The organism is Segatella baroniae B14 (assembly GCF_022024235.1).
Lineage (GTDB): Bacteria > Bacteroidota > Bacteroidia > Bacteroidales > Bacteroidaceae > Prevotella > Prevotella bryantii.
Window position 1 is genome coordinate 115,277 of record NZ_CP091799.1, and the last position, 25,886, is coordinate 141,162.

Consider the following 25,886-nt stretch of genomic DNA (forward strand, 5'->3'; position numbering starts at 1 on the left):
AAACAATCTTAGCATGAAAACAATATATGGTTTATTTCTCGCTGTCTCAGTTCTCGGAGTAACGGCGACCTCTTGTTCTGACTATTTGACTGAGGATAATAAAACGGGAACAACTGCAGATTTGGCCTATAATACGGCTTCAGGTATCGATGGCCTGGTATCTTCAGCATATGCGTATGCTCGTGGTTGGTGGGGCAAAGAACCTTCTCTCGGTTTGGCAGAGATGGGGTCTGATTTGTTTTATTATGGCTATGATAATAAACAGAAATCGCTCTGCAGCTATGACCTTTCTGCTGAAAGTTATGGATTTTCTTCTACTTCGGGTACCAATGCTGTTAATAATAATCCTTGTCTGGATCAGTACTGGGAGTTGTTTTACGCAGGAATAGATGTTTGTAACAATACTTTGAAATATGTGGACGAAAGTTCGGCTATTGATGATACGCAGAAAGCCGCTTATGAAGCAGATGCTTATTTCTTGAGAGCGCTATATTACTCACAGATGGTGGCTTTGTGGGGCCCTATTCCTTATAATTCAGAACCAATAACGACGGTGAGTACAACTCCTGTACGTCAACCAGAAAATGTGGTCTATGGTCATATTTTAGATGATTTGAAATTGGCTATGGAAAAATATAAGAGTGCGGGTATCATGTCTCAGTCGAATGCAACGGGTACCGGTCGTGCTTATTACTATTCTGCCGAGGCTCTATATGCTCGTGTCGCTCTGTATGCAGCATCTTGGTTAGGGGCTAATAGTGTAGACGGTTATGGTAATCTGTATACTGAAGCCTTGAATGCTGCTAAGGACGTTATTAGTAGTTCGGGTGCTAGTTTATACACACGCTATTCTGATACGTGGAATTTGAACAACGAGGAAAATAATTCAGAGTCGTTGTTCCGCGTACATTATGGCAATACGCTCAGTTCTGGTTATGATAACTGTGTTCCTTATCGCTTTAGTACGGATGAAGATGGAGATCATGAAGAGTATAACTCGTTGTTAACTCGCCGTGGCTATAGTAAGAATGGTGGTAGTGCGATGAACTTAATGTTTGTCAGCATGTGGAATAATGGTGCCAGTGATTTGGGCGGTAGTGGCCAGAATAAAAATCAGGTATTTGTACGTGTAACCGATGCAACCAGTAGTAGTCGTAATGACTATATCGTGAGTGCTACAACAGGTGAAAAAGTTACAGTGGGTCCTTATTATTCTCCTTACGGCCGTGGCTTTACTCGTTATCTGCCATCGTTGTACTTGTGGCAGCTCTTGGATGAGGTAAAGGAAACCGATCAGCGTTATCAGGGTACTATGCTTACCAGTTATCGTATTCCTAAGGATTTGGCTGGTAATGCTACTAACTATCCAAATATGGCAGATCAAGACTTTGCAGATTATGATTCTGTTTACAATGCCGATGGAAATTATTTCAATGGTGGTGGAGCTGCTATCGTATATAGTCTGCTCGATGGTGACTCTCAAGAAGGACAGGCTGCACAAGCTGAGGCTAAGAATAAATATCGTATCCAGTTTGCCAGTGGTGGTGATATTCCTGTTTATACTTCTAACGATCCTGCAACAGCTCTTCCTACGAAGTCGGCTAAGAAAACCTCAGATGTATATGGAGACAGTCGCTACAATTCATATAAAATAGGCGGCTGGTGTTCTTATCCTGGTATTCGAAAATTCCTGGATGACCAATATGATACGGACTATCCTACATACGACTGTTCTTATCGTGATATCATGGTACTTCGTCTGGCAGAAATGTATCTTATCGAGGCTGAAGCAGAGATGCAAACCGGTGACAATAGTTCTGCACTTGCTACCATTAATGCGCTTCGTACCGTTCGTGCTATTTCGGGTAAGGACAATAAGATATCAGGTACTGTAACGATAGAAACCATTTTGAAAGAACGTGCCCTCGAACTCTGTGGCGAATATCAGAGATGGTTTGATCTGAAACGTACTCATACTTTGCTCGACCACGTGAAGAAATATAATGCGCAAGGATCTGGTAATATAGCCTTGAAGCACTATTATCGTCCTATTCCAAGCTATGAATTAGAATCGGATACTAATTTGAGCAGTGAGACCTATAGTCAAGATGCAGATGGAGTAATTCAGTATAGTACGGCTTCTGCTAATATGTGGCAGAATCCAGGTTATTAAGCTGTCGTGTGACAAAATTGTCAGTATAGCGTGTGACAAATTTGTCACACGCTTTTTTTGGCACACTTTATGTATAATAATGGTCGAGCGCTAAATGATAGATTAGCACCCAGGTATTAAAATAACAAATAAAAAATATAAAATCATGAACATTAAACCATTAGCAGACAGAGTGCTGGTACTTCCTGCACCAGCTGAAGAAAAAGTAGGTGGAATCATTATCCCTGATACAGCTAAAGAAAAACCACAGCGTGGTAAAGTTGTCGCTGTAGGTCAGGGTACAAAGGACGAACAGATGATCCTGAAAGAAGGCGATGTTGTTCTTTATGGTAAGTATGCTGGTACAGAGCTTGAGGCAAATGGTGAGAAATACCTCATGATGCGTCAGAGCGATGTTTTAGCTATCGTAGAAGACTAATTATTTGTATAATCATTAAAAAGTAAAGAAAATCATGGCAAAAGATATTAAGTTTGATATGGATGCACGCGACCTTCTCAAGAAGGGCGTAGATCAGTTGGCTAACGCTGTAAAAGTAACTCTCGGTCCTAAGGGTCGTAATGTAGTTATCGAAAAGAAATTCGGTGCTCCTCAGATTACAAAGGATGGTGTAACTGTAGCTAAAGAAATAGAACTTGAAGATAAGTTCGAAAACACTGGTGCACAGTTGGTTAAGAGCGTTGCAAGTAAGACTGGTGATGATGCAGGTGATGGTACAACAACAGCTACTATCTTGACACAGGCTATCGTAACTGAAGGTCTGAAAAATGTTACTGCAGGTGCAAACCCAATGGACTTGAAGCGTGGTATCGATAAAGCTGTTAAGGCTGTCGTAGATTATATCAAGAATCATGCTGAGCAGGTAGGTGATAACTATGATAAGATAGAGCAGGTTGCTACTGTTTCTGCTAACAATGATCCTGAAATTGGTAAATTGCTCGCTGATGCTATGCGTAAAGTTTCTAAAGATGGTGTGATTACTATCGAGGAGAGTAAGAGCCGTGATACCAATATCGGTGTAGTAGAAGGTATGCAGTTCGATCGTGGTTACCTTTCTCCATACTTCATGACAGATGCTGACAAGATGGAGTGTGTAATGGATAATCCATACATTCTTATCTATGACAAGAAGATCAGTAACTTGAAAGAATTCTTGCCAGTACTTCAGCCTGCAGCAGAGAGCGGTCGTCCTTTGTTGGTTATCGCTGAGGATGTTGACTCTGAAGCATTGACAACATTGGTAGTAAACCGTCTTCGTGGTGGCTTGAAGATTTGTGCTGTTAAGGCTCCAGGTTTCGGTGATCGTCGTAAAGCAATGCTTGAGGATATCGCTGTATTGACTGGTGGTGTTGTTATCAGCGAAGAGAAGGGCTTGAAACTTGAGCAGGCTACTCTCGAGATGATGGGCTCTGCTGAGAAGGTAGTTGTTAATAAGGACAATACTACCATCGTTAATGGTGCAGGTCAGAAAGAAAATATTGCTGATCGTGTAGCTCAGATTAAGAACGAAATCGCAAATACTAAGAGTTCATACGATAAAGAGAAACTGCAGGAGCGTCTAGCTAAATTGGCTGGTGGTGTAGCAGTTCTTTATGTAGGTGCTAACTCTGAGGTAGAGATGAAAGAGAAGAAGGATCGTGTAGACGATGCTTTGTGCGCTACTCGTGCTGCTATCGAAGAGGGTGTTGTTGTAGGTGGTGGTTCTACTTACATCCGTGCACTCGAAGCTTTGAAGGGTCTTGAAGGTGAAACTGCTGACGAGACAACTGGTATCAAGATTGTTGAGCGTGCTATTGAGGAGCCACTTCGCCAGATTGTACGTAATGCAGGTGGTGAGCCTTCTGTAGTCGTAAACAAAGTAAAAGAGGGTGAAGGTGACTTCGGTTACAATGCTCGTAAGGATATCTACGAGGATCTTCGTGCCGCTGGTATCGTTGACCCTGCTAAGGTAGAGCGTGTCGCTCTCGAGAATGCTGCATCTATCGCAGGCTTGTTCTTGACAACTGAGTGTGTATTGGTAGACAAACCTGCAGCAGATCCTGCTCCAATGAGTCCAGCTGCTCCAGGCATGATGTAAGCCTATAATTGTAAACCATAGATAACAAAAATAGGGATGGGTCTTAAAGATCTGTCCCTTTTTTATTATTTTTATAATAGGCAGAACATTTTTTTGCAAAAATGTTTTGTGGTTATTTTTAAAACATTTATCTTTGCAGTGTAATAAGTAAAGAAAGTATCGGAATTTTCCGAATAAAGATATTTTTTTGATTTGTTTTAGTAGATTAGTTTTTAAGTAGTTTGTTTTTGAAAATCGGTTGTCGTGACGACATCCGATTTTTTTTTGTATCTTTGCAACCATATGAAACAGAAAATTGATATCGACTGGAAAAAGTTTATCGGCTTTGCTTTTGTCATTGGTTTGATTTACTTTATTACGAGTTTCGTTCTTCATCTGGTTCACCCCTTGTTGATGACTGTAGGTATTCTGTTATTATTGTTGGTTGGCGATCATTATGCACAGGTTGCTGATCAGAAATTGGCAGAAAAACGTAGAAAAAAAGACGAAGAAAAAAACAGGGAGGAATAAGAAGGAAAGATGGAAAAACTTGTTGAATTATTTGAGCAATGGAGTGGTAAGAAACCTGCTCGTGTAGAACAACTAGCTGGTCAGGGTAGTAATCGCCAGTATTATCGTATGTTTGATGATGATGGCCACTCGGTTATCGGTGTTGTGGGCACGAGTCGTGATGAAGATCATGCATTTGTTTATCTTACCCGTCATTTTACCAAGCGCCAACTGCCTGTACCAAAGATTCTCGCAGTTAGTGCGGATGAACTTCGTTATATCCAGACAGATTTAGGTGGAGTATCCCTTTTCGATGCCATTCGTGGTGGTAGAGAAGCTGGAGGCAGATATAATCAGAAAGAATATGAACTTCTATTGAAGACCATCCGTGAATTACCCAATATTCAGATTCGTGGTGCACGAGAATTAGACTGGAGTAATTGTTATCCACAACCAGAATTTGATGAGGCTGGAGTACTTTTTGACTTGAATTATTTCAAGTATTGTTTCTTGAAACCTACAGATTTAGATTTTCATGAATTAAAGCTTGAAGCAAACTTCCGTCTGTTTGCCAAAGACTTGACATCAGAGAAGATGGAATGTTTCTTGTATCGTGATTTCCAGGCACGCAATATAATGTTGGATTCAGAAGGAAATCCGTACTTTATTGACTATCAAGGAGGGCGAAAAGGACCATTTTATTATGATCTGGCTTCATTCTTATGGCAGGCTTCCGCACATTATTCTTTTAAGATGCGTCGCCAGCTGATTATGGAATATTACAATAGTCTGAAGAATTATATCGAAGTGCCAAGTGAGCGCCACTTCGTACGTCGACTCTCTCTATTTGTGCTCTTCCGTACCCTTCAAGTTTTAGGAGCATATGGTTTCAGAGGCTATTTTGAGCGTAAAAAACATTTTATCGATTCTATTCCGCCTGCTATTCAGAATCTTCGTGATTTAATAGCACTGGGTGATAAAGTGTTCCCTTATCCATATATGATGGATATGTTGCGTCGATTAACAGAACTACCTCAGTTTGCACGAATAGAACAGCCTGCGTTGACTCGTGCAGATGGTTATAAGGTGGCAGATAACAATATTTATCAAGCTCATCCACAAGATGGACCAGCAACTTTTTCAAAATACGAAGGTAAAGGTCCATTGGTCGTGCACGTCTATAGCTTCTCATTCCACAAAGGTATACCAGAAGACCCATCAGGAAATGGTGGTGGCTATGTCTTCGACTGTAGAAGTACGCATAACCCCGGTCGTTACGAACCTTATAAAAAGCTTACAGGTCTAGACGAACCTGTTATCCGATTCCTTGAAGATGATGGTGAGATTCTGACATTCCTGAAGAGCGTATATCAATTGGCCGATCATCATGTGGAGCGCTATATACAACGAGGCTTTACCAGTTTGATGTTCTGTTTTGGTTGTACCGGAGGACAACATCGAAGTGTATATAGCTGTCAACATCTAGCCGAACATATCCACGAGAAGTTTGGTATCGAAGTAGAGATTACCCATCGTGAACAGCATATTCACCAGATATTACCAGCCCGCGAACAATAATCGCGGGTTATCTTTTGGTAGTCTCATGAAAAATGATTAAATTTGCACGCATTAAAAAGTAGAAGATGATGCAAGCAATGATTTTTGCGGCTGGGTTAGGTACCCGATTGAAACCTCTTACGGATCATATGCCAAAGGCATTGGTAAGGGTAGGAGGAGAACCGCTTTTGCGTCGTGTCATTTTCAAACTTAAAGCAGCTGGCGTTACCCGTATTATTATTAATGTTCATCATTTTTCAGATATGATTGTTGATTATCTGAAAGAAAATGATAATTTCGGCATGGATATCCGTATCAGTGATGAGACGGCCGAATTATTAGAGACGGGAGGTGGCATACTTCATGCTCGCAAGCTGTTTAGTCCTTTAACACCTATCCTTATTCATAATGTAGACATATTGAGTAATGTCGACTTGAAGAAGTTCTATCACTTAAATCCTCGCATCATGTGTCAGGAGTGTGGTGTTCCTCATATTCAGGCAGATGCTACATTATTAATGAGTTGGCGTAAAACCAAACGCTATTTGGTCTTCAATAATGACATGCTTCTCGTCGGATGGGTGAATATAGAAACCGGAGAAGTGAAGAGTCCGTTTGAAGAAGTCAAAACGGAGATAGCAGAAAACGTTGAATCCCTCAAAGCTCAGCTATCAGCGATCCATACTTCTACACCAACAAACTCGCCGCTTTCTACACTTCACTATCAACTGTATGCTTTCAGTGGCATACATACTTTTTCTCCTCGCCTTTTCTCGTTGATGGAAAGCTATCCGGAGAAATTCCCAATTATGGACTTCTATCTGCAAAACTGTGACAAGGCTGTCATCAGAGGTTATGTAAAAAATGACCTCCGATTGATGGACGTGGGCAAACAGGATACTTTGAAGCAGGCAGAAGACTTTCTGAATACGTTATAATCCCAATAAATAACATATTTATAAAATGCAACAGAAGATTATTATCCTCGATTTCGGATCTCAGACCACACAGCTTATTGGTCGTCGTGTCCGTGAACTTGACACCTTCTGCGAGATTTTACCGTACAACAAATTTCCAAAAGATGACGAAGGTGTAATCGGCGTCATCCTTAGTGGTAGTCCTTATTCTGTACATGATAAGGAGGCATTCAAGGTAGACTTGAATCAGTTTATCGGTAAATATCCAGTATTAGGTATCTGCTATGGTGCACAGTTTATTTCTTATGCACAAGGTGGAAAGGTTGAGCAAACGGGTACACGTGAATATGGCCGTGCTAATCTGGAAACTATTGACACTGAAACTGCTATCTTCAAGGGCTTTGAAAAAGGTTCTCAGGTATGGATGAGCCATGGTGATACCATCACTGCTATTCCTGAAGGGTATCGTGTTACGGCATCTACTAATGATGTAAAATATGCTGCCTATGCCAATGAAGATAAACGTGTATGGTGTGTACAGTTCCATCCAGAGGTTTTCCATTCTACTCAGGGTACACAATTGCTGAAGAATTTTGTTGTTGATGTCTGTGGTAGTCGTCAGGAATGGAGTGCTGCTTCTTTCGTGGAAACTACTGTACAACAGCTGAAGGAACAGGTGGGTAATGACCGTGTAATTCTCGGACTCTCAGGTGGTGTAGACTCTTCTGTTTGTGCTACCTTGTTGAACAAGGCTATTGGCAAGAATCTTACCTGTATCTTTGTAGATCATGGTATGCTTCGTAAAGATGAGTTCAAGAAGGTAATGGAAGCTTACAATGGTCTTGGCCTTAATGTAATCGGTGTTGATGCTAGTGAGAAGTTCTTCAAGGATCTTGAAGGTGTAACTGATCCAGAGCAAAAACGTAAGATTATTGGTCGTGACTTCGTTGAGGTATTTAATGCAGAAGCTAAAAAGATTACTGATGCTAAATGGTTAGCTCAAGGTACGATCTATCCAGACCGTATTGAGAGTTTGAGTATAACCGGTATGGTCATCAAGAGTCACCATAATGTAGGTGGTCTGCCTAAGGAAATGCACTTGCAGCTTTGTGAACCTCTGAAGTGGCTCTTCAAAGATGAAGTTCGTCGTGTAGGTTATGAACTAGGTATGCCAGAGCGCTTAATTAAGCGTCATCCATTCCCTGGTCCAGGTCTTGCTGTACGTATTTTAGGTGATGTTACTCGTGAGAAAGTGCGTATCCTTCAGGATGCAGACGATATCTATATCGAGAATATGCATAATTATACTATGCCTGATGGAACTAGTCTGTATGATCATATTTGGCAGGCCGGTACCGTGTTACTCTCTACTATACGTAGTGTGGGAGTGATGGGTGACGAGCGTACTTATGAGCATCCAGTAGCACTTCGTGCTGTTACCAGTACAGATGCAATGACTGCTGACTGGGCACATCTGCCATACGATTTTATGGCTAAGGTGAGCAATGAGATTATCAATAAGGTAAAAGGTGTAAACCGCGTTTGTTATGATATCTCATCAAAACCACCTTCGACCATTGAGTGGGAATAAGGAAACTTGGAGACCCACTCCAGCCCTCCCTGTAAGGGAGGGAGTTCATACAGAAAAGGAGGGGGTAAATATAAACAGAACAGCCGATGCCATTAGCATCGGCTGTTCTGTTTATATTTATATCCCCTAGAAATACCCCCGACATATGCAGAGTTGTTCACCCTCCCTTGCAGGGAGGGCGGGGAGGGTCTCCCCCCGACATATGCAGAGTTGTTCACCCTCCCTTGCAGGGAGGGCGGGGAGGGTCTCCCCCCGACATATGCAGAGTTGTTCACCCTCCCTTGCAGGGAGGGCGGGGAGGGTCTCCCCCCGACATATGCAGAGTTGTTCACCCTCCCTTGCAGGGAGGGCGGGGAGGGTCTCCCCCCGACATATGCAGAGTTGTTCACCCTCCCTTGCAGGGAGGGCGGGGAGGGTCTCCCCCCGACATATGCAGAGTTGTTCACCCTCCCTTGCAGGGAGGGCGGGGAGGGTCTCCCCCCGACATATGCAGAGTTGTTCACCCTCCCTTGCAGGGAGGGCGGGGAGGGTCTCCCCCCGACATACGCAGAGTTGTTCCCCCTCCCTTGCAGGGAGGGCGGGGAGGGTCTCCCTATTTATTTTTCAGTAAATCTCTGATTTCAGTGAGTAGTAACTCTTCCTTAGTAGGCTCTGGCGGAGTAGGAGGAGTTGCAGCCTCTTCTTCCTTCTTCTTGCGAGTTAGTTTAGTTATGCCCTTAACGAGAAGGAAAACACATAAGGCAATAATAACAAAGTCAATAAGAGTCTGGATAAAATTGCCATAGTTGATAGTAGCAGGAGCTAACTTTTCCAATCCTGGAATTTCAACTTGAGGCAATGTAACCTTCAGATCGCTAAAGTTTACACCACCGATAAGCCATCCGATAGGAGGCATAATGATATCATCTACAATACTCGTAACAATCTTGCCGAAAGCACCACCGATGATAACACCGACAGCCATATCGACGGCATTACCTTTTACGGCAAAGTCTTTAAACTCTTGAATTAATTTTCCCATAACTTTTTTATTTTAAAAACTTGAAATCGTGTTTTGCAACATAGACTTAACAGTCAGCTACCTTTCTATTAAAAAATGCCATAAAAAGAAGTTAGAAACCCATCTTTTTGGATAATTTAATGAGAAATCTCCATGCAAATATAGAAAAAAAATTGTATCTTTGCTACCGTTAAAATTAAAAAATGCTGATATAGTGTTATCTTAAGACGTATTTCGTATATAATAAGGTGCACTGTAATAAGGCAAAAAGATTTGATATATTTTTAAACCTTTAATAAAAATAAAAAGAAATGGTAAATGTAGCTATTAATGGTTTCGGTCGTATCGGCCGTCTCGCATTCCGTCAGATGTTTGAGGCTGAAGGTTATGAAGTTGTAGCAATCAACGACTTGACAAGCCCTAAGATGCTTGCTCACCTTTTGAAGTATGATACCGCTCAGGGTGGTTTCGCTGGTAAATACGGTGAAGGTAAGCACACTGTAGAGGCAACAGAAAACTCTATCATCGTTGACGGTAAGGAGATTAAGATCTCTGCAGAGAAGGACGCTGCTAACTGCCCATGGGCTGCTAACAAGGTAGACGTAGTTCTCGAATGTACAGGTTTCTATACATCTAAGGAGAAGGCTTCTGCTCACCTTGCAGCAGGTGCTAAGAAGGTAGTTATCTCTGCTCCAGCTGGTAACGATCTTCCAACAATCGTTTACAATGTAAACCACAAGACTTTGACAGCTAACGATAACATTATTTCTGCTGCTTCTTGTACAACTAACTGCTTGGCTCCTATGGCTGCTGCTTTGAACGCATATGCTCCAATCCAGAGCGGTATTATGTCTACAATTCACGCTTATACAGGTGACCAGATGATTCTTGACGGTCCACAGCGTAAGGGTGACCTCCGTCGTTCACGTGCAGGTGCTTGCAACATCGTTCCTAACTCAACTGGTGCTGCTAAGGCTATCGGTCTCGTTATTCCTGAGTTGAACGGTAAGTTGATCGGTTCAGCACAGCGTGTTCCAACTCCAACAGGTTCTACTACAATCTTGATCGCTGTTGTTAAGGGTAAGGATGTAACTGTTGAGGGTATCAACGCTGCAATGAAGGCTGCTGCTACTGAGTCTTTCGGTTACAACGAGGATCTGATCGTTTCTTCTGATATCATCGGTATGCGTTTCGGTTCACTCTTCGACGCTACTCAGACTATGGTATCTAAGATCGATGATGATACATACCAGGTACAGGTAGTTTCTTGGTACGACAATGAGAACTCTTATACTTCTCAGATGGTTCGTACAATCAAGTACTTCGCAGAGTTGGCTTAATCCAAGTTTAGCACTTGATTATACATCATATAGCCGCTCAGCTTTATGGCTGAGCGGTTTTTTTATACTCTTTTTTGCAGGTGTACTAAAAATTGATTATATTTGCGGAATGAGAGATGAGAATATGAAGCAGTATTCTATGCAAGACGATTTGGAAACATCTAAAATGATTACTATTCTTGGTCCTACGGCTAGTGGAAAAACTTCTTTGGCTGCAGCCTTGGCACATGACATTGGTGGTGAAATCATCAGTGCAGATAGTCGGCAGGTATATCGAGGTATGGATATCGGTACAGGCAAGGATCTGGAAGATTATACTATCGATGGGCATTTGGTGCCTTATCATCTTATTGATATATGTGAACCTGGTACGAAATATAATCTTTTTCGCTATCAAGCAGATTTTCTGAAGGCTTATGAAGATATTTTGGCGAGAAAGGCTACTCCGATACTTTGCGGAGGTACAGGACTGTATATTGAGTCTGTATTGAAAGGGTATATGTTATCGCCTGTGCCACAGAATCAGGCTTTGCGAGATGCACTTGCAGATAAGTCTTTAGAGGAACTGACAGAACAACTACGTGCACTGAAGACTAAAACAGGTAGTAATATGCACAATAAGACAGATGTAGACAGTGTACAGAGAGCTATTCGAGCTATTGAAATCGAAACTTATAATCTGGAACATCCTACTCCGGAAAGAGAATTTCCTTCTATTGATTCACTGGTAATCGGTGTGAATATAGACCGGGAAGCAAGAAGAGAAAAAATTACTAGAAGATTAAAAGACCGTTTGGAACATGGAATGGTAGATGAAATCAAAGGTTTATTGGAGAGAGGAATACCTGCAGAAGATTTAATCTACTATGGTCTTGAATATAAATATATTACAGAATATATTATCGGGAAATTATCTTACAAAGAGATGTTCCGACAACTTGAAATTGCCATTCATCAATTTGCCAAGCGACAGATGACTTGGTTTAGAGGAATGGAACGCAGAGGATTTACCATACATTGGATAGATGCTTTACTACCAATAGAAGATAAAGTCAATGAAATAAAACGACTCATGCAATATGGCAATAACGGAAAATAAATGGGGCGTAATCTATTGTCCAAAAGGAGGTTATCGTAATCATAAACGATGGAAAAAAATAAAAGATTGCCTTCATGATAACGCCATCGACTTCGACTATGTTCAGAGTGAAAATACAGACAGTGTAGATCGTCTGGTTAAGATGATGATTAATAATTCGTATAAAACGATTATCATCGTGGGGGGGGATTCTGCATTGAATGATGCGGTAAACTGTCTGATGTCTGTCGATGCTCAGGTAAGAGATTCTGTTGCCTTAGGAGTGATACCTAATGGTACGATGAATGATTTTGCACATTTTTGGGGGTTTGACGAAGTAGATTATGAACAGACCATTAAGTGGTTGAAAGCCGGACGTATTCGAAAAGTAGATCTAGGGTGTATCAGATATGTAAATCGTGATCATGATAACTGTCACCGTTATTTCTTAAATTGTGTCAATATCGGTCTGCTTTCTACAGTGACCGACCTTCGTAACCGTACTCGCCATATATTTATGGGATCACGTACATTGTCATTCTTTTTCTCTTTTCTTCTGATGACATTCCAGCGGTTGGATTATAAAATGCATTTGAAGATTAATATGGACGAGATCAAAAGGCGTGTAATGACAGTTTGTATTGGTAATAGTTCAGGCTATGGTCAAACTCCTAATGCAGTGCCTTATAATGGTCTACTTGATGTGTCAGTAGTATATCAGCCAAAAGTGACCCAACTGTTTGAGGGCTTTTATCTCTTAGTAAAAAATAAATTTTTGAATCATAAGAGTGTACACCCTTATCGTACAAGAGAGGTAGAGGTGGTTAATTCCAATCAAGCACTTGTTACTATTGATGGTAGACTTATGAAGACCCCAATAGGTTCTTATAAAATAACCGTAGAACAAGAAATCATCAATTTCCTTATACCTGAATAAGGAAATTGATGATTTTTTTCATGTATTCTCATACTATTGGTTGTTAACCCATAGTTGATATCTTTCGTAATTCCTCTTCTTTGATGATTTTTATTTTTCGACCATCAATAGCGATGAGTTGCTCGGTAGCGAATGCCGACAATGTACGAATAGCATTACTGGTAGTCATATTTGACATGCTAGCCAGATCTTCTCGACTCAAGTATATGCTGAGCGTATAGCCATCTTCTTCCAATCCGTAATTGTCTTTCAAGAAGATAAGAGCTTCAGCCAGTCTTCCTCGAATATGTTTTTGAGTAAGATTAACAGTTCGTTCGTCAGAATTGCCCAATTCTCGTGCAAGACTATGTATAAGGTACAGGCAAATCTGATGATTTTCTTCCATCAATTTTTCCAGTATTGTAATCGGAAAGGAAGCAATCGTACAAGCCTCTATAGCCATGGCAGAAGTTCGATAATCTTCTTGAGCGAAATGCGCACGATAACCAAAGAATTCAATAGGTTTGATAGCCCTAACAATTTGATTTCTACCTATACCGTCTTTAAAAATTTTTACTTTTCCACTAATGAGGCAAAAAGTATTCTTCGGATTTTCAAAATCTTTATAAATAATATCGTTTTTCTTGTAGTGAGTAATCGTTAGATTATCTTTAAGAAGAGCCAAATGTTCTGCTGATAAAGTGCCCCATTGAGACACGATATCTTCAATTACTTTGCCTTTTTCTTGGTTTATTTTAGCCGCCATGTACAGATCTTTTTTACCTTTCTGTATGCAAAAGTACATAAAATAAATGAAATGCATCTATTTTTTGCTAAAAATATGTTTTATTCGTAAATTTCTGAATTCGATTTTGAAAATAATCTTTTTTTTACTTTGTTATGAGTAAAAAATATATTAACTTTGAGTGCAATTAGAGTTGATGTAGCTGTTCATGCAACTTTACTCACATCATACATTCTAAAAAATCAACATAAATTAGAAACCTTAATATAAGTCTATGAGTTATCTGCGTTTTGAAAAAGCTTTGATGACTAATTTGCAAGAATCGTTGCCGAAGGAGGTGCTTCGTACCAATCGTTCGGGAGCATACTCGTGCACGACTATCGTAGACTGCAATATCAGAAAGTATCACGGTCTTCTTGTGGTTCCGATACCAGAACTGGATGAAGATAATCATGTCTTGCTTTCTTCATTAGATGTTACAGTTATTCAGCATGGCGCTGAGTTTAATCTTGGCCTGCATAAGTATCAAGGCAATCACTTTAGTCCTAATGGGCATAAGTATATCAAGGAATTTGATTGCGATACCGTGCCTACTACAATATACAGAGTGGGTGGTGTCCTATTGAAAAAGGAAGTCCTTTTTCAACATTATGAAGATCGCATTCTGTTGAAATATACTTTACTCGATGCTCATTCTTCAACAACTTTACGTTTCCGTCCTTTCCTGGCTTTCAGAAGTGTACGCGAATTTACACATGAAAATGGCTATGCAAATCGTGACTATTCGGAAGTGGACAATGGCATTAAGACATGTATGTATCCAGGTTATCCTGAACTTTACATGCAGTTTAACAAGAAAAATGAGTTTGTATTCCAACCTGATTGGTATCGTGGAGTGGAATATCCCAAGGAGCAAGAAAGAGGTTATTATTTTAATGAAGACCTCTATGTGCCGGGCTATTTTGAAATGAATATCCGTAAAGGCGAATCTATCGTATTCTCTGCTTCAACTTCTGAGATAAAATCGAGCAAACTCAAGAAAATGTTTGATGAGGAAAAGCAAATAAGAAGTCCTCGTGATAATTTTTTCCATTGTTTGATTAATGCCGCTCACCAATTTCATTTAGAGGATAAAGTTAGTGGTGAAACTTATCTGTTAGCGGGCTATCCTTGGTTTAAAGTAAGAGCCCGTGATACATTTATCGCTTTACCTGGTTTGACTTTAGGTATAGAAGAGCATGATTACTTTGAAAAAGTCATGGATACTGCAGCTAAGGGCATCATGGATTTTATCGAGGGTCGCCCTTTATCGGTTAAGATCTATGAAATGGACAAACCTGATGTATTGCTTTGGGCTATTTGGAGCTTACAACAGTTTGCTTACGATTTAGGCAGAGATATCTTTTTAAAGAAATATAAGGAACTGGCCCGTGCTATCATTGACTTCTATCTAGAGAACAGACATCCATATGTGAAGTTTATGGAGAATGGACTGTTGTGTGTAGAAGGTGGTGATCAGACACCGATGACTTGGAGGAACTCAGTATCAGGAGGTCGCCCTGTTGTTCCACGTAATGGCTACATCGTAGAAGTGAATGCTTTATGGTATAATGCCCTTTGCTTCTGTGCAGAATTGGCCGAATATAATGAAGATGAAGAAGCCCGTGCTAAATTGGCAGGTTTTGCTGAGAGATGTAAAGCGTCTTTTGGTAGTACATTCCTGAATCAGTGTGGTTATCTCTTTGATTATGTGGATGGTGAGAAAGTAGATTGGAGTGTTCGCCCAAATATGCTTTTCCCTGTTGCCTTTGACTATTCTCCTTTGACCAATGAACAGCAGAAGAATATTTTAGATATGGTGACCCGAGAATTGCTTACTCCAAAGGGGTTGCGTAGCTTGTCTCCAAAGAGTGATGGTTATCGCCCAATCTATGCTGGTCCTCAGAGTCAGCGCGACTTAGCCTATCATCAAGGTACAGCATGGCCATGGTTGTTTGGTTTTTATGCCAAGGCTTGTTTGAAATTATACAAGCAGTCTCGTCTTAGTTTCTTAGAACGCCTGATGGTGGGTTTCGAAGACGAAATGACTCAGCACTGTGTGGGTACAATCAGTGAATTGTATGATGGTAACCCACCATTCAAGAGTAGAGGAGCCGTCTCTTTTGCTGCAAATGTAGCAGAGATATTAGAGGCTTCACAGTTATTAGAAAAATATCGACTATAATCAGGAGGAGGCTATATGAAAGTTTTAATGTTTGGCTGGGAGTATCCCCCTCATGTTTTTGGTGGACTTGCAACTGCTAATTTTGGTATATCAGAAGGTCTTCATGCGCAGGGTGATATCGAGACTATTTTGTGTTTGCCACACCCTTTTGGAGATGAAGACCGTACTTATGCCAATATTGTGGCGATGAATTGTGTGCCTATTGCCTATCGTGATGTAAATTATGATTATGTCAAGGATAGAGTAGGCAATATTATGGATCCGGAATTGTATTACAGATTGCGTGATCATATTTATGGTGACTTTAACTACATGCATGTCAATGATTTGGGGTGTATGGAGTTTGCTGGAGGTTATCCAGCTAATTTGAATGAGGAGATTAATAACTATTCTGTCATCGCTGGAGTCGTAGCGCGCAGCTTTGATTTTGATATCATTCATGCACATGACTGGTTGACATTCCCTGCTGGCATTCATGCTAAGCAGGTTACAGGAAAGCCATTATGTATTCATGTGCATGCTACAGATTTCGACCGTAGCCGTGGTCACGTAAATCCTGTGGTATATGGTATCGAGAAAGATGGAATGGACCATGCAGACTGTATTATGTGTGTATCTGAGTTAACGCGACAGACGGTTATCCATCAGTATCACCAAGATCCTCGTAAGTGTTTTACGGTACATAATGCCGTATATCCATTGGCTCAGGAACTGCAAGATATTCCACGTCCAAATCATACAGATAAGGAAAAAGTGGTAACTTTCTTAGGTCGTCTGACGATGCAGAAGGGCCCTGAGTATTTTATCGAAGCCGCTAATTTGGTGCTTCATCGTACTCATAATATTCGTTTCTGTATGGCAGGTTCTGGTGATATGATGGAGCAGTGTATCAATATGGTAGCCGAACGAGGTATTGCTGATCGTTTCCATTTTCCTGGATTTATGCGAGGCAAACAAGTATATGAATGTTTGAAGGCCTCTGATGTATATGTTATGCCGTCAGTAAGTGAACCGTTTGGTATTTCTCCTTTGGAGGCCATGCAGTGTGGTATGCCATCTATCATATCTAAACAGAGTGGTTGTGCTGAGATTCTGAGTAATTGTATTAAAGTGGATTACTGGGATATTAATGCGATGGCTGATTACATGTACAGTATCTGTAACAATGAGAGTCTCTTTAAGTATCTCTCTGAAGAAGGGAAGAACGAAGTGGATCAGATAACCTGGGAAAAGGTAGGTACATGGATTCGTGAGTTGTATATGCGAACTTTAGGTTGGAAGTAATTGAAACTGAAGTTTACAAATAATCAAAATCAAAGTTAAAAACACATGAAAACGATTTGTCTTTATTTCGAAATACATCAGATAACTCATCTAAAACGGTATCGTTTTTTCGATATAGGTACCGATCATTATTACTATGACGATTATGAGAATGATAATTCTATCTCTTATATCCGTGACCATAGTTATATGCCAGCTCTGAATGCTATCGAGCAGATGATTCAGGAAAATGGTAATTATTTTAAGGTAGCTTTCTCGTTGAGTGGTGTGGGTATGGAGCAGTTGGAATTGCACGCTCCGGAAGTACTCCGCAAGTTGCAGGATTTGAGTAAAACAGGATGTGTAGAGTTCTTAGCAGAGCCATATTCTCATGGTCTTGCATCTTTGATTACTCCAGATGGTTTTGCCAATGAGGTAAGACGTCAGGCTGAAAAGATTAAAGAGTATTTTGGACAAGAGCCAAAAGTGCTCCGCAACTCATCATTGATATATAGTGATGATATTGGTAGCCAGGCATCACAGATGGGCTTTAAAGGTATGCTCACAGAGGGTGCTAAACACGTGTTGGGTTGGAAGTCTCCACATTATCTATATAGTTGCGCTCAGGCTCATAAATTAAAGTTATTACTTCGTGATGTAGAACTCTCTGATGATATCTCTTTACGTTTTAATGATTCCAATTGGGATCAATATCCACTTTTTGCAGATACCTATATTAATAAGATCGCTTCTCTTCCTAAGGAAGAAGAAATTATTAATATTTTCATGGAGCTGACAGCATTGGGTATAGCTCAACCTTTAGAGAGTAATATTCTTGAATTTTTGAAAGCTTTGCCAGCTTGTGCTAAGGCCAAAGGTATAACATTCTCAACACCAAGTGAACTTTGTCAGAAGGTGAAGGTCGTTGATGTGCTGAGTGTACCGGATACTTTAAGTTGGGTAGACGAGGAGCGTGATGTGAGTTGCTGGTTAGGTAATGCCATGCAGCGAGAAGCATTTGAAAAATTATACAGTGTGGCTGAGCGTGTTCATATTTGTAATGATCCTCGTATCAATCAGGACTGGGACTATTTGCAGGCTTCTAATAACTTCCGTTTTATGACCACTAAACCAAGTAATGTTGGTCTTGACAGAGGTATTTATAATGGTCCTTTTGATGCCTTTACGAACTATATGAATATTCTTGGCGACTTCATCAATCGTGTGAATAGTTTATATCCTGAGGATATTGACAACGAGGAACTCAATAGCTTGCTTACCACGATTACAAATCAAGATAAGGAGATAGAAACTAAGGATCTTGAAATAACGCGTTTACAGGCCAAAATAGATAAGTTGGAAGCAGAAGCAGCAAAGTTGCGTGAGCGTCTAACTGGTTCGAAGAAAACAGTAGAAAAGAAGTCTGCTACCAAAAAGGCTTCTTCTAAAAAAGCAACTCCTCAAGAAGAGAATTTAGCAGATTGATAATCTTATTAACTCCATATAAAAAAAGGTTCGCTCATATCGAGCGAACCTTTTTTTATAGAGTATATTGTATGTCTAGATTACTGAATCCATCTTGGGTCACCCTGGTTAGCAGCTTTTACAGATGCGTTACCAACAGTGAAATCAGTCTCGCTTGTATACTGAGGATTCTCTTTTGTACCGCTTTCATCAAAGAACTTGCTTGATGTAGACTCTGTAACCATTAATTCAGAATTATAGTAGTTGTTATTGTTGAAGGTTGGTACAGCTGTCGTCTTTTGGCTTGCCCAGTAACACTTACAGTTGCTCATGATGTTGTTTGTGAATGAGATAACTGCAGGATAGCGTACATAGAGATAACCTTTAGCTGAAGAACCAATACCATCGAAGGTGTTGTGGTTGATGGTAATATTGGTTGAAGTAGCCCAGTCTGTGAAATTAGCTGAAGCATTATCAATGCGTAAGAAGTCCTTCATACCGTTGTCATACCATGTAGAGTTGGTTAATTTTATGTTCTTAACACCAGCTGTTCTGATATCAATGAATTCTGAAGAAGTGCTAAAGCCATGAATCACACTGTTGTTGATGGTAATAGTACCTACATAAGCTTTAACATTGATATAGAGAAGATCTTTCTTGAAGTTTCTCAACTCGCAGTCATCGATAGTAATATTTTGGTATGTACCAGCTTCGTTGACACGAACAGGATATACACCCTGGTTGTCACCATCGAGAACAACCTGAGAGAGAAGAAGGCTAGCATTGTTGGTCAAATCGAAACCACCCTTGATGATAGCACGGTCACCACTCTTTACAGACTTGATAGAGATGTTCTTGCTGATTGTGGTAGAAGAAGCCAATCCCTCTTCGTTAGCTATTACATAAGTACCTGGCATCAAAGCAAGAGTAGCACCATCTTCTGCAGCTTCAATAGCAGCTTCTAAACTTTCACCAGCCTTAACCAGTGTAGCACCTCCGAGGTCGATAGCAGTCTTGATTTTAGCCTCACCTCTTTGCTTCTCTCCATTGAACAAACGTACAGTGTAGCTTGTCTCAGGGGTAAGACCTGTTAAGGTAATGCTACCAGTAGAAATCTGCTCTGTTGTCAAGGTAATCACTTCATCACCATATGTAAGAGAAGTAACTTTACTGTTTGCAGGCCACTTCAAAGTTGCTGTTGTTGCTGTGATATCGTTATCAACATCGATGTCAAAGAAGATATTTTCAGCTTCAGTCTTGAAAGACTTACTGCTTAATGTCCACTTTGATTCTGCCTTAGCTGAAGACATAGCCTTAATACGAATGAAGTATTTAGTTGCACTCTCCAACTCATCGATTGTTGCAGGGGCCTCCTTTACTTGATAGGTTCTGTAAAGATCAGACTGTGTTGTGAATAAACTGTCAGTATCTACTTCGATAACATAGTATTCTGCATCCTTTACGGTTGAGAATTCTACTTCGGCAGTTGTTGCTGCTGGAGTAACTTTGATATCATCCTGACCAACGCTAAACAAACGGTCGAATGCACTATCAATACTCCAATCGTTACCATCTGTACAAGATGTGAGGGCGACAACGCCCATACACATCATTGCAGAGGTACGAATGATATTTTTGATTGAATTCATCATTGTTTCGTACGATTAGTTCTTGAAATTATAAGAGTTCTGGAGGTAAGAATTCGAAGCATCGATAATCTTGCTGCCAATTGGAATCAAATAGCGGTTGATAACAGCGCCATGACCGAACACCTTAGCATCTGTACCTACGAGGCCACCTGCAATAGAGTTCAGGTTGGTTTCTGTTTGCTTCGTATCTAATTTACCAAAACCGGTGAAGCTGCCATCGTAATCCTTGCTGGTCTTGCCTTCTGGTAGACCATACCAAGTGATGCTGCTCATATCAATTTTGGTTTCTGGATAGGTTGTACCCTTAACATAGTTGAAGTAAACCTTCTCTGGTTTAACACTTACAATGTTATTCAGATAGTCCTGCTTCATTTCATAGATCTTCTGAGCAAGGAGATTCCAACGAATCAAGTCCCATTTACGGGCACCCTCACCAGCGAGCTCCCAAGCATTTTCCTGAACGATAGCATTGAAGAAATCCTCCTTGTTTGCTGGGATGTTGTTGATGTACTCGTTAGCTACAGCAAGGTTCTTGCTTGCACGTTTGTGTACTAATGCAAGGGCTTCTCTTGCAGTCAAGTTAGCGCTACCATTATAGTAAGCGTCAGGGCCAACCAGTTCGTTCATGATTTCAGCATACCAAAGCAAAATCTGCGAATAGCGTACTTTAACCACGTTAATACCAGTAAGATGCTTAGCAGAAGCCTTGATATTTTGATCTAACCAGTTAGCATTCTCCATACGTGGGTCCCACTTACCGCAGTACAGACCGAATGGAGCATTACCTAATGCTGATTCAACAGCACACTGTGTATCAGTAGTCTTTTCGATTTTTTCTTCAACTGAACCATCTGCCAAAGTAACCTTTGTAGTATCAGAGTGAACACGCTTCTCTGCAACGATCTGTGTAGTTGCACAGGTGATGTCGCGACGAACATCGGTAGAATCATAAGAATAAAACAAAGAAGCTGTCAACTTCAATTTACCAGATGAATTGGTGAAACCATACTGAGTAGTTACACCGTTCAAACGATAACCTGCTGTATATCCCAATTCGCCACTTACATTTTGCTGCATAGGAATTTCAAAGAGGTTTTCCTTATACTGTGTATCTAAAGTAAGCTGATTGAGAAGATACCACTCGTTTTCAAAAGAAGGATTCAACTTGTGTACGCCACTGTTAATGATAACAGCAAGATGATTCAAAGCCTTCTCGTAAAGAGCTTTACGTGTTTCTGCGTCTGGACGCTGTGTAGGGTAGGTTGGATCTGAGTATGAAGCTGTCTCGTAACCTGATTTAGCCTGTTCACGTATAGCATATCCAGCACGAGTCATAGCCAACTGAGCAACCAAAGCATGAGCATAACCTTTAGTAACATGCTCTGTAGTATAGTTGCTCATACCTGCCCATGGAAGAGCATCGATAGAACTTTCTACCTGGTTGATAAGTGAATCGAGGATAACGTCACGATCGGTCTTGCCTTGGTAAGCATTACTCAAATCAGACTTTGATGTTTCAAACTTCATCGGGATATCACCGAACGCACGAATCAAGTCAAGGTATACCATGGCACGAAGACATTTTGCCTCAGCCAAGTATATTTGCATATTTTTGTTGTTCTTGATTGGACTATTCTCGATACCTTCTACAGCTAAGTTCGCATCTTCAATAGTGGCATACATCTTGGTCCACATATCGTTGGTGTTAGAATATTCACCATCGAAGTTGTAGTTGAAATAACCACGTTCGCTGGCAGCTGTAGCTGTAGAACCAATACCATCTACAAGTTCGCAGTCTGTGCCCAGTCCGTAAAGGATAGCCCAGTCCTGAGAATAGGTACGGTCATTGGTTAAATCACCATAAATTTGGTTGATAACTGCACTTGTATAATATTCATTGTTGAATACGTGCTCCTGACTCAATTCAGATGGTGAATTCTGGTCCAAGAAGTCTGAACAAGAACTCAAAGCAAGAGCACCGGCAGCAAGTGCACATATTGTTATACTTTTTTTCATTGTTTGGTTTCTTTTTTAGAATGTTACGTTAATACCACCCACGAATGTACGACTCTTTGGATAAGCGGCATAGTCGATACCTGGTGTCATTGGGTTCTTCTTGCTGCTGGTATCTACTTCTGGGTCATAGCCATCATATCCTGTGATGCAGAAGACGTTGTATGCAGAGAAGTATACGCGTACATTATTAATATAGATATTCTTAAGCCATGTCTTTGGGAGGGTGTAACCTACTGTTACAGTATTTAGACGTAAGAAAGAAGCGTCTTCTACTGCATAGCTGGTGATAGGTGACTTGGTCACGGCAACAGGATTCCAGATGTTAGCACCTGCATTGATTTCACAAAGTCTTCTCATGATAGCTTCTGCACCACCGTGAGCTGCAATGAAATCTGCGCTAAGTGACTTAACTAGGTTGTCACCTGTTTCTGGATCAATCCATGAATAGCGGTTCTCAAGATTGAAATCTGCTATCAGATTGTAGTTCTTTGAGGTATTGCTAAAGAAAGAATTAGCCAACTTAGTACCATTAACTACCTTGTTGCCCAATGAATAGTTAAAATATAAATTGAAGTCGAAATTACCCCAGTTACCATTCAAGCCAAAACCACCAGTAACCTTAGGTACGGTGTTGCCCAATTTCTTCTTGATAGGATCACCATTCTCATCAACTGTGAATTTGATACCACCTGGATACAACTGACCACCAGTAAGGCTATAGCTGTTATCCTTGATGCCATCACGAAGTACCCAACTTGTACCATTGAGTACCAACTCACCATTAGGATTTAACTCAGAATCGTATACGGTATAGAAACCATTGTTCTCGTAACCCCAAACTTCACCAAGGCTACCACCTTCTTCTACTCTAAAGTCGTTGTATGGAGTAAAGGTAGAACCTGCAAAGTTACTGCTCTGCCAAGGATTCTGAGTGTTCAACTCTTTAATCTTATTCTTGTTATAAGAAATATTGAAGGTTGCGTCTAAGTTGAATTTCTTCTTCTGAACAAGAGCTGCATTCAAAGCAAGTTCTACACCGATATTTTCGGTCTTACCAAAGTTCTGGTACTGATAGCTGTAACCAGTCGAAGAAGGAATCTCAACTTTCATCAATAGGTCTTTAGTAGTATTCCAGTAGAAATCTAATGTACCATTGATACGTCCTTTCCAGAAACCATAATCGATACCGAAGTTACGAGTGATGGTTGTTTCCCACTTCAAATCTGGGTTGTATAGATAGGTTTTACGTTCCAACTGAGTTGCAGCTGTTTCGTCGAAAGCAGCATGTTTGCTACTTGCTTCAGCAACAGAGTAGGTCGTTGTAAGCAAACCTGAAGGAATACGGTTATTACCTGCAGTACCGAAACTCAAACGAGCTTTCAAGTTTGACAACCATTTTACATTCTTCAACCACTCCTCGTCTGACATACGCCAAGCTAATGCCAAAGATGGGAATACACCCCACTGATGACCATCACCGAATTTAGAAGAACCATCGGCACGGAGGGTGAAGGTTGCCAAATATTTCTCAGCCAAAGTGTAGTTTACACGGCCGAAGAATGAAGCCATATTGTTGTCTGCTGCAATAGTACCTTCATTAGAAAGTGCAGTACCGAAACCAGGGTTAGCCAAGACATCTTCGATGGAGAATGAGGCTGGGAAAGCTACAGATGTGTTGTAACGTTCTGTTTCCTTTTCGATACTCCATTCCTGACCCAACAATACGTTGATATGGTCACGTCCGCCAAACAATTTCTTGTTGTCGTAAGTTACGGTATTTGCGTTGCGGAATGTTTTAGTATCATCTCTTTCGTAACGAAGCTGTGGTAAACCATTGTTACCATATTTAGAATTGGTAACAGCATCACTTGCCCAAACATTATCGGTCTTATCATAGCTCCAGCTATAACCAAGTTCGGAACGGAAAGTCCAGTTCTTCCAAGGTTTCCAGTTCAAACCGGCATTGTAGTTCTGACGGAAACGAGTCTTCTGTTTGTAGGTTGCATCAATACGCTGAATAGGGCTACGTTGTGTAGAGGTAGAACTATTCTCATCATCATTTGAAGCTGAAAGCGGCTCTATTGGTCGCCAACGCAATGTGTTGGCAACGACACTGTTAGCAGCATTACTTTCGTTGGTATCTGCACCACCACTAAGACCATCAATTTTGGTGTACTGCAAACGTGCGTTGAAATCCAAACTCAACCACTTGTTCAAGTTAGAGTTGATTTTGGCATTTACGTTATTCTTAGAGTAGCCAGACCCTTTCATAATAGCATCCTCATCGTTGTGAGCGAAACCGATGTTATATTTCAAGTCCTTTGAACCACCACTGATATTTGCATTATACTGACGCTGAACACCAGTACGACCAAAAATTTCATCCTGATAGTTAGTGCCTTCTACAGACTTCCATATATCCATATCCTGATAGTTACCATATTCGGTAGCATCCATCTCGTATTGGTATAAAGCATAGTTGTAAGGATCCATAACCTTCAACTCTTTGGTCAATTTCTTGAAGCCTAAAGAAGCATTGAAGTTAACCTGAACTTTACCTTCTTTACCACTCTTGGTTGTAATGATAACAACACCATTAGCACCACGGGCACCATAGATGGCTGTAGAAGAAGCATCTTTCAATACGTCGATGCTTTCGATTTCAGAAGGAGCGATATCGCTGATAGAAGAAACTGGGAATCCATCAACGATGTAGAGTGGAGAGTTATCCTGTGACAAAGAACCACCACCACGGACACGAATCTTAACATCTGCATCAGGAGAACCTTCTGTTGTTGTGATGTTTACACCAGCCAATTTACCAGTCATAGCTTCACCAACATTTGATACAGGAACACCTGCAATGTCATCAGCACTGATAGAAGAAACAGAACCGGTCAAGTCCTTCTTGCGTACTGTACCGTAACCGATAACGACAACGTCGTTCAGGTTCTGTGCGTCATCCTCGAGTTTGACATCGATGTTACTCTTACCTGCAACATTGATTGTTTTAGTTTTCATACCGACGTATGAAATTTTCACCTTGTTGCTTTTCCCTTTCAGATTGATGGTAAAGTTTCCGTCAATATCGGTGACTGCACCGTTACCACTGGCACCGTCTTCAATGACAGTAGCACCAATGATTGGCTCACCTGTATTGTCCTTAACGTTACCTTTGACTGTCTGCGCGCATACATTTCCAGCTACTGTGATCATGGATGATACGAGCGCAATTCGAACGTAATTCAAATTACCAGACATACATTTTATTTTATTAGATTAGTAAAAAATATATAATTCCTATTGATTTAGTGGAGCAAAAATACTATATTTATTATAATAGATGTAGTTAAGAATTGACAATCTTACATGAAAAATTATCAACTAGC

At 40.6% G+C, this 25,886-nt stretch carries 18 protein-coding genes; 13 read left to right on the plus strand and 5 right to left on the minus strand.

The window, feature by feature from the left end:
* Positions 1–13: 13 nt before the first annotated feature.
* From L6469_RS00455 to guaA, 7 genes are all read left to right on the plus strand, one after another.
* The gene (locus L6469_RS00455) at positions 14–2,173 is read left to right on the plus strand and encodes a RagB/SusD family nutrient uptake outer membrane protein (protein ID WP_074802906.1); all 2,160 of its coding nucleotides are present in this window, start codon (positions 14–16) and stop codon (positions 2,171–2,173) included.
* 145 nt (positions 2,174–2,318) lie between these two features.
* The gene (locus L6469_RS00460) at positions 2,319–2,591 is read left to right on the plus strand and encodes a co-chaperone GroES (protein WP_006283430.1); all 273 of its coding nucleotides are present in this window, start codon (positions 2,319–2,321) and stop codon (positions 2,589–2,591) included.
* Between the two features lie 34 nt (positions 2,592–2,625).
* On the plus strand, positions 2,626–4,248 hold the full coding sequence (gene groL, locus L6469_RS00465; protein ID WP_006283431.1) for a chaperonin GroEL: 1,623 nt from the start codon (positions 2,626–2,628) through the stop codon (positions 4,246–4,248).
* A gap of 282 nt (positions 4,249–4,530) precedes the next feature.
* A complete protein-coding gene (locus L6469_RS00470; protein ID WP_039871135.1) occupies positions 4,531–4,758 on the plus strand; it encodes a hypothetical protein in 228 nt (75 codons plus the stop codon).
* A 9-nt stretch (positions 4,759–4,767) separates the two neighbouring features.
* Complete coding sequence (locus tag L6469_RS00475; protein ID WP_006283432.1) at positions 4,768–6,315, plus strand: phosphotransferase; 1,548 nt, start codon at positions 4,768–4,770, stop codon at positions 6,313–6,315.
* A 65-nt stretch (positions 6,316–6,380) separates the two neighbouring features.
* On the plus strand, positions 6,381–7,232 hold the full coding sequence (locus L6469_RS00480) for a sugar phosphate nucleotidyltransferase (RefSeq protein WP_006283433.1): 852 nt from the start codon (positions 6,381–6,383) through the stop codon (positions 7,230–7,232).
* 25 nt (positions 7,233–7,257) lie between these two features.
* Positions 7,258–8,802, plus strand: a complete 1,545-nt coding sequence (gene guaA / locus L6469_RS00485) for a glutamine-hydrolyzing GMP synthase (protein WP_006283434.1) — start codon at positions 7,258–7,260, stop codon at positions 8,800–8,802.
* A gap of 592 nt (positions 8,803–9,394) precedes the next feature.
* Here guaA and mscL read toward each other — a convergent pair.
* Positions 9,395–9,823 (minus strand): large-conductance mechanosensitive channel protein MscL, encoded by a 429-nt coding sequence (mscL, locus tag L6469_RS00490; protein WP_006283435.1) that lies wholly within the window; start codon positions 9,821–9,823, stop codon positions 9,395–9,397.
* A gap of 290 nt (positions 9,824–10,113) precedes the next feature.
* On the opposite strand from mscL, the gene gap reads away from it, so the two are divergent.
* From gap to L6469_RS00505, 3 genes are all read left to right on the plus strand, one after another.
* Positions 10,114–11,142 (plus strand): type I glyceraldehyde-3-phosphate dehydrogenase, encoded by a 1,029-nt coding sequence (gene gap, locus L6469_RS00495; protein WP_006283436.1) that lies wholly within the window; start codon positions 10,114–10,116, stop codon positions 11,140–11,142.
* Between the two features lie 139 nt (positions 11,143–11,281).
* Positions 11,282–12,241 (plus strand): tRNA (adenosine(37)-N6)-dimethylallyltransferase MiaA, encoded by a 960-nt coding sequence (gene miaA / locus L6469_RS00500; RefSeq protein ID WP_006283437.1) that lies wholly within the window; start codon positions 11,282–11,284, stop codon positions 12,239–12,241.
* A complete protein-coding gene (locus L6469_RS00505) occupies positions 12,222–13,157 on the plus strand; it encodes a diacylglycerol/lipid kinase family protein (RefSeq protein WP_006283438.1) in 936 nt (311 codons plus the stop codon). Before miaA ends, L6469_RS00505 begins: the two co-directional genes overlap by 20 nt.
* Before the next feature lie 43 nt (positions 13,158–13,200).
* On the opposite strand, the gene L6469_RS00510 is transcribed toward L6469_RS00505, so the two are convergent.
* A complete protein-coding gene (locus L6469_RS00510; RefSeq protein WP_027454146.1) occupies positions 13,201–13,902 on the minus strand; it encodes a Crp/Fnr family transcriptional regulator in 702 nt (233 codons plus the stop codon).
* Between the two features lie 253 nt (positions 13,903–14,155).
* Here L6469_RS00510 and L6469_RS00515 point away from each other — a divergent pair, with 253 nt between their 5' ends.
* Genes L6469_RS00515 through L6469_RS00525 form a run of 3 tightly spaced genes read left to right on the plus strand, consistent with a single transcriptional unit; the run spans position 14,156 to position 18,853 of the window.
* Entirely contained in the window at positions 14,156–16,105 is a 1,950-nt protein-coding gene (locus tag L6469_RS00515; protein WP_237851094.1) for a glycogen debranching enzyme N-terminal domain-containing protein, read from the plus strand.
* Between the two features lie 15 nt (positions 16,106–16,120).
* Complete coding sequence (locus L6469_RS00520) at positions 16,121–17,389, plus strand: glycosyltransferase family 4 protein (RefSeq protein WP_237851096.1); 1,269 nt, start codon at positions 16,121–16,123, stop codon at positions 17,387–17,389.
* Positions 17,390–17,434: 45 nt separating this feature from the next.
* Entirely contained in the window at positions 17,435–18,853 is a 1,419-nt protein-coding gene (locus L6469_RS00525; RefSeq protein WP_006283442.1) for an alpha-amylase, read from the plus strand.
* A gap of 80 nt (positions 18,854–18,933) precedes the next feature.
* Here L6469_RS00525 and L6469_RS00530 read toward each other — a convergent pair whose 3' ends face one another.
* The 3 genes from L6469_RS00530 to L6469_RS00540 are packed head-to-tail and all read right to left on the minus strand — an operon-like array spanning position 18,934 to position 25,758.
* Complete coding sequence (locus tag L6469_RS00530) at positions 18,934–20,484, minus strand: DUF4957 domain-containing protein (protein WP_006283443.1); 1,551 nt, start codon at positions 20,482–20,484, stop codon at positions 18,934–18,936.
* A gap of 12 nt (positions 20,485–20,496) precedes the next feature.
* Positions 20,497–22,497 (minus strand): RagB/SusD family nutrient uptake outer membrane protein, encoded by a 2,001-nt coding sequence (locus tag L6469_RS00535; protein ID WP_006283444.1) that lies wholly within the window; start codon positions 22,495–22,497, stop codon positions 20,497–20,499.
* Between the two features lie 15 nt (positions 22,498–22,512).
* Positions 22,513–25,758, minus strand: a complete 3,246-nt coding sequence (locus L6469_RS00540; RefSeq protein ID WP_039871142.1) for a SusC/RagA family TonB-linked outer membrane protein — start codon at positions 25,756–25,758, stop codon at positions 22,513–22,515.
* Positions 25,759–25,886 lie beyond the last annotated feature (128 nt).

Bases quoted from the DNA above. Each gene is read 5' to 3' on its own strand.
- L6469_RS00520 (WP_237851096.1), top strand. From the start codon at position 16,121: ATGAAAGTTTTAATGTTTGGCTGGGAGTATCCCCCTCATGTTTTTGGT.
- mscL (WP_006283435.1), bottom strand. From the start codon at position 9,823: ATGGGAAAATTAATTCAAGAGTTTAAAGACTTTGCCGTAAAAGGTAAT.
- L6469_RS00455 (WP_074802906.1), top strand. From the start codon at position 14: ATGAAAACAATATATGGTTTATTTCTCGCTGTCTCAGTTCTCGGAGTA.
- L6469_RS00515 (WP_237851094.1), top strand. From the start codon at position 14,156: ATGAGTTATCTGCGTTTTGAAAAAGCTTTGATGACTAATTTGCAAGAA.
- L6469_RS00505 (WP_006283438.1), top strand. From the start codon at position 12,222: ATGGCAATAACGGAAAATAAATGGGGCGTAATCTATTGTCCAAAAGGA.
- L6469_RS00480 (WP_006283433.1), top strand. From the start codon at position 6,381: ATGATGCAAGCAATGATTTTTGCGGCTGGGTTAGGTACCCGATTGAAA.
- L6469_RS00475 (WP_006283432.1), top strand. From the start codon at position 4,768: ATGGAAAAACTTGTTGAATTATTTGAGCAATGGAGTGGTAAGAAACCT.
- L6469_RS00535 (WP_006283444.1), bottom strand. From the start codon at position 22,497: ATGAAAAAAAGTATAACAATATGTGCACTTGCTGCCGGTGCTCTTGCT.
- groL (WP_006283431.1), top strand. From the start codon at position 2,626: ATGGCAAAAGATATTAAGTTTGATATGGATGCACGCGACCTTCTCAAG.
- L6469_RS00510 (WP_027454146.1), bottom strand. From the start codon at position 13,902: ATGGCGGCTAAAATAAACCAAGAAAAAGGCAAAGTAATTGAAGATATC.
- L6469_RS00470 (WP_039871135.1), top strand. From the start codon at position 4,531: ATGAAACAGAAAATTGATATCGACTGGAAAAAGTTTATCGGCTTTGCT.
- miaA (WP_006283437.1), top strand. From the start codon at position 11,282: ATGCAAGACGATTTGGAAACATCTAAAATGATTACTATTCTTGGTCCT.
- guaA (WP_006283434.1), top strand. From the start codon at position 7,258: ATGCAACAGAAGATTATTATCCTCGATTTCGGATCTCAGACCACACAG.
- gap (WP_006283436.1), top strand. From the start codon at position 10,114: ATGGTAAATGTAGCTATTAATGGTTTCGGTCGTATCGGCCGTCTCGCA.
- L6469_RS00540 (WP_039871142.1), bottom strand. From the start codon at position 25,758: ATGTCTGGTAATTTGAATTACGTTCGAATTGCGCTCGTATCATCCATG.
- L6469_RS00530 (WP_006283443.1), bottom strand. From the start codon at position 20,484: ATGATGAATTCAATCAAAAATATCATTCGTACCTCTGCAATGATGTGT.
- L6469_RS00460 (WP_006283430.1), top strand. From the start codon at position 2,319: ATGAACATTAAACCATTAGCAGACAGAGTGCTGGTACTTCCTGCACCA.
- L6469_RS00525 (WP_006283442.1), top strand. From the start codon at position 17,435: ATGAAAACGATTTGTCTTTATTTCGAAATACATCAGATAACTCATCTA.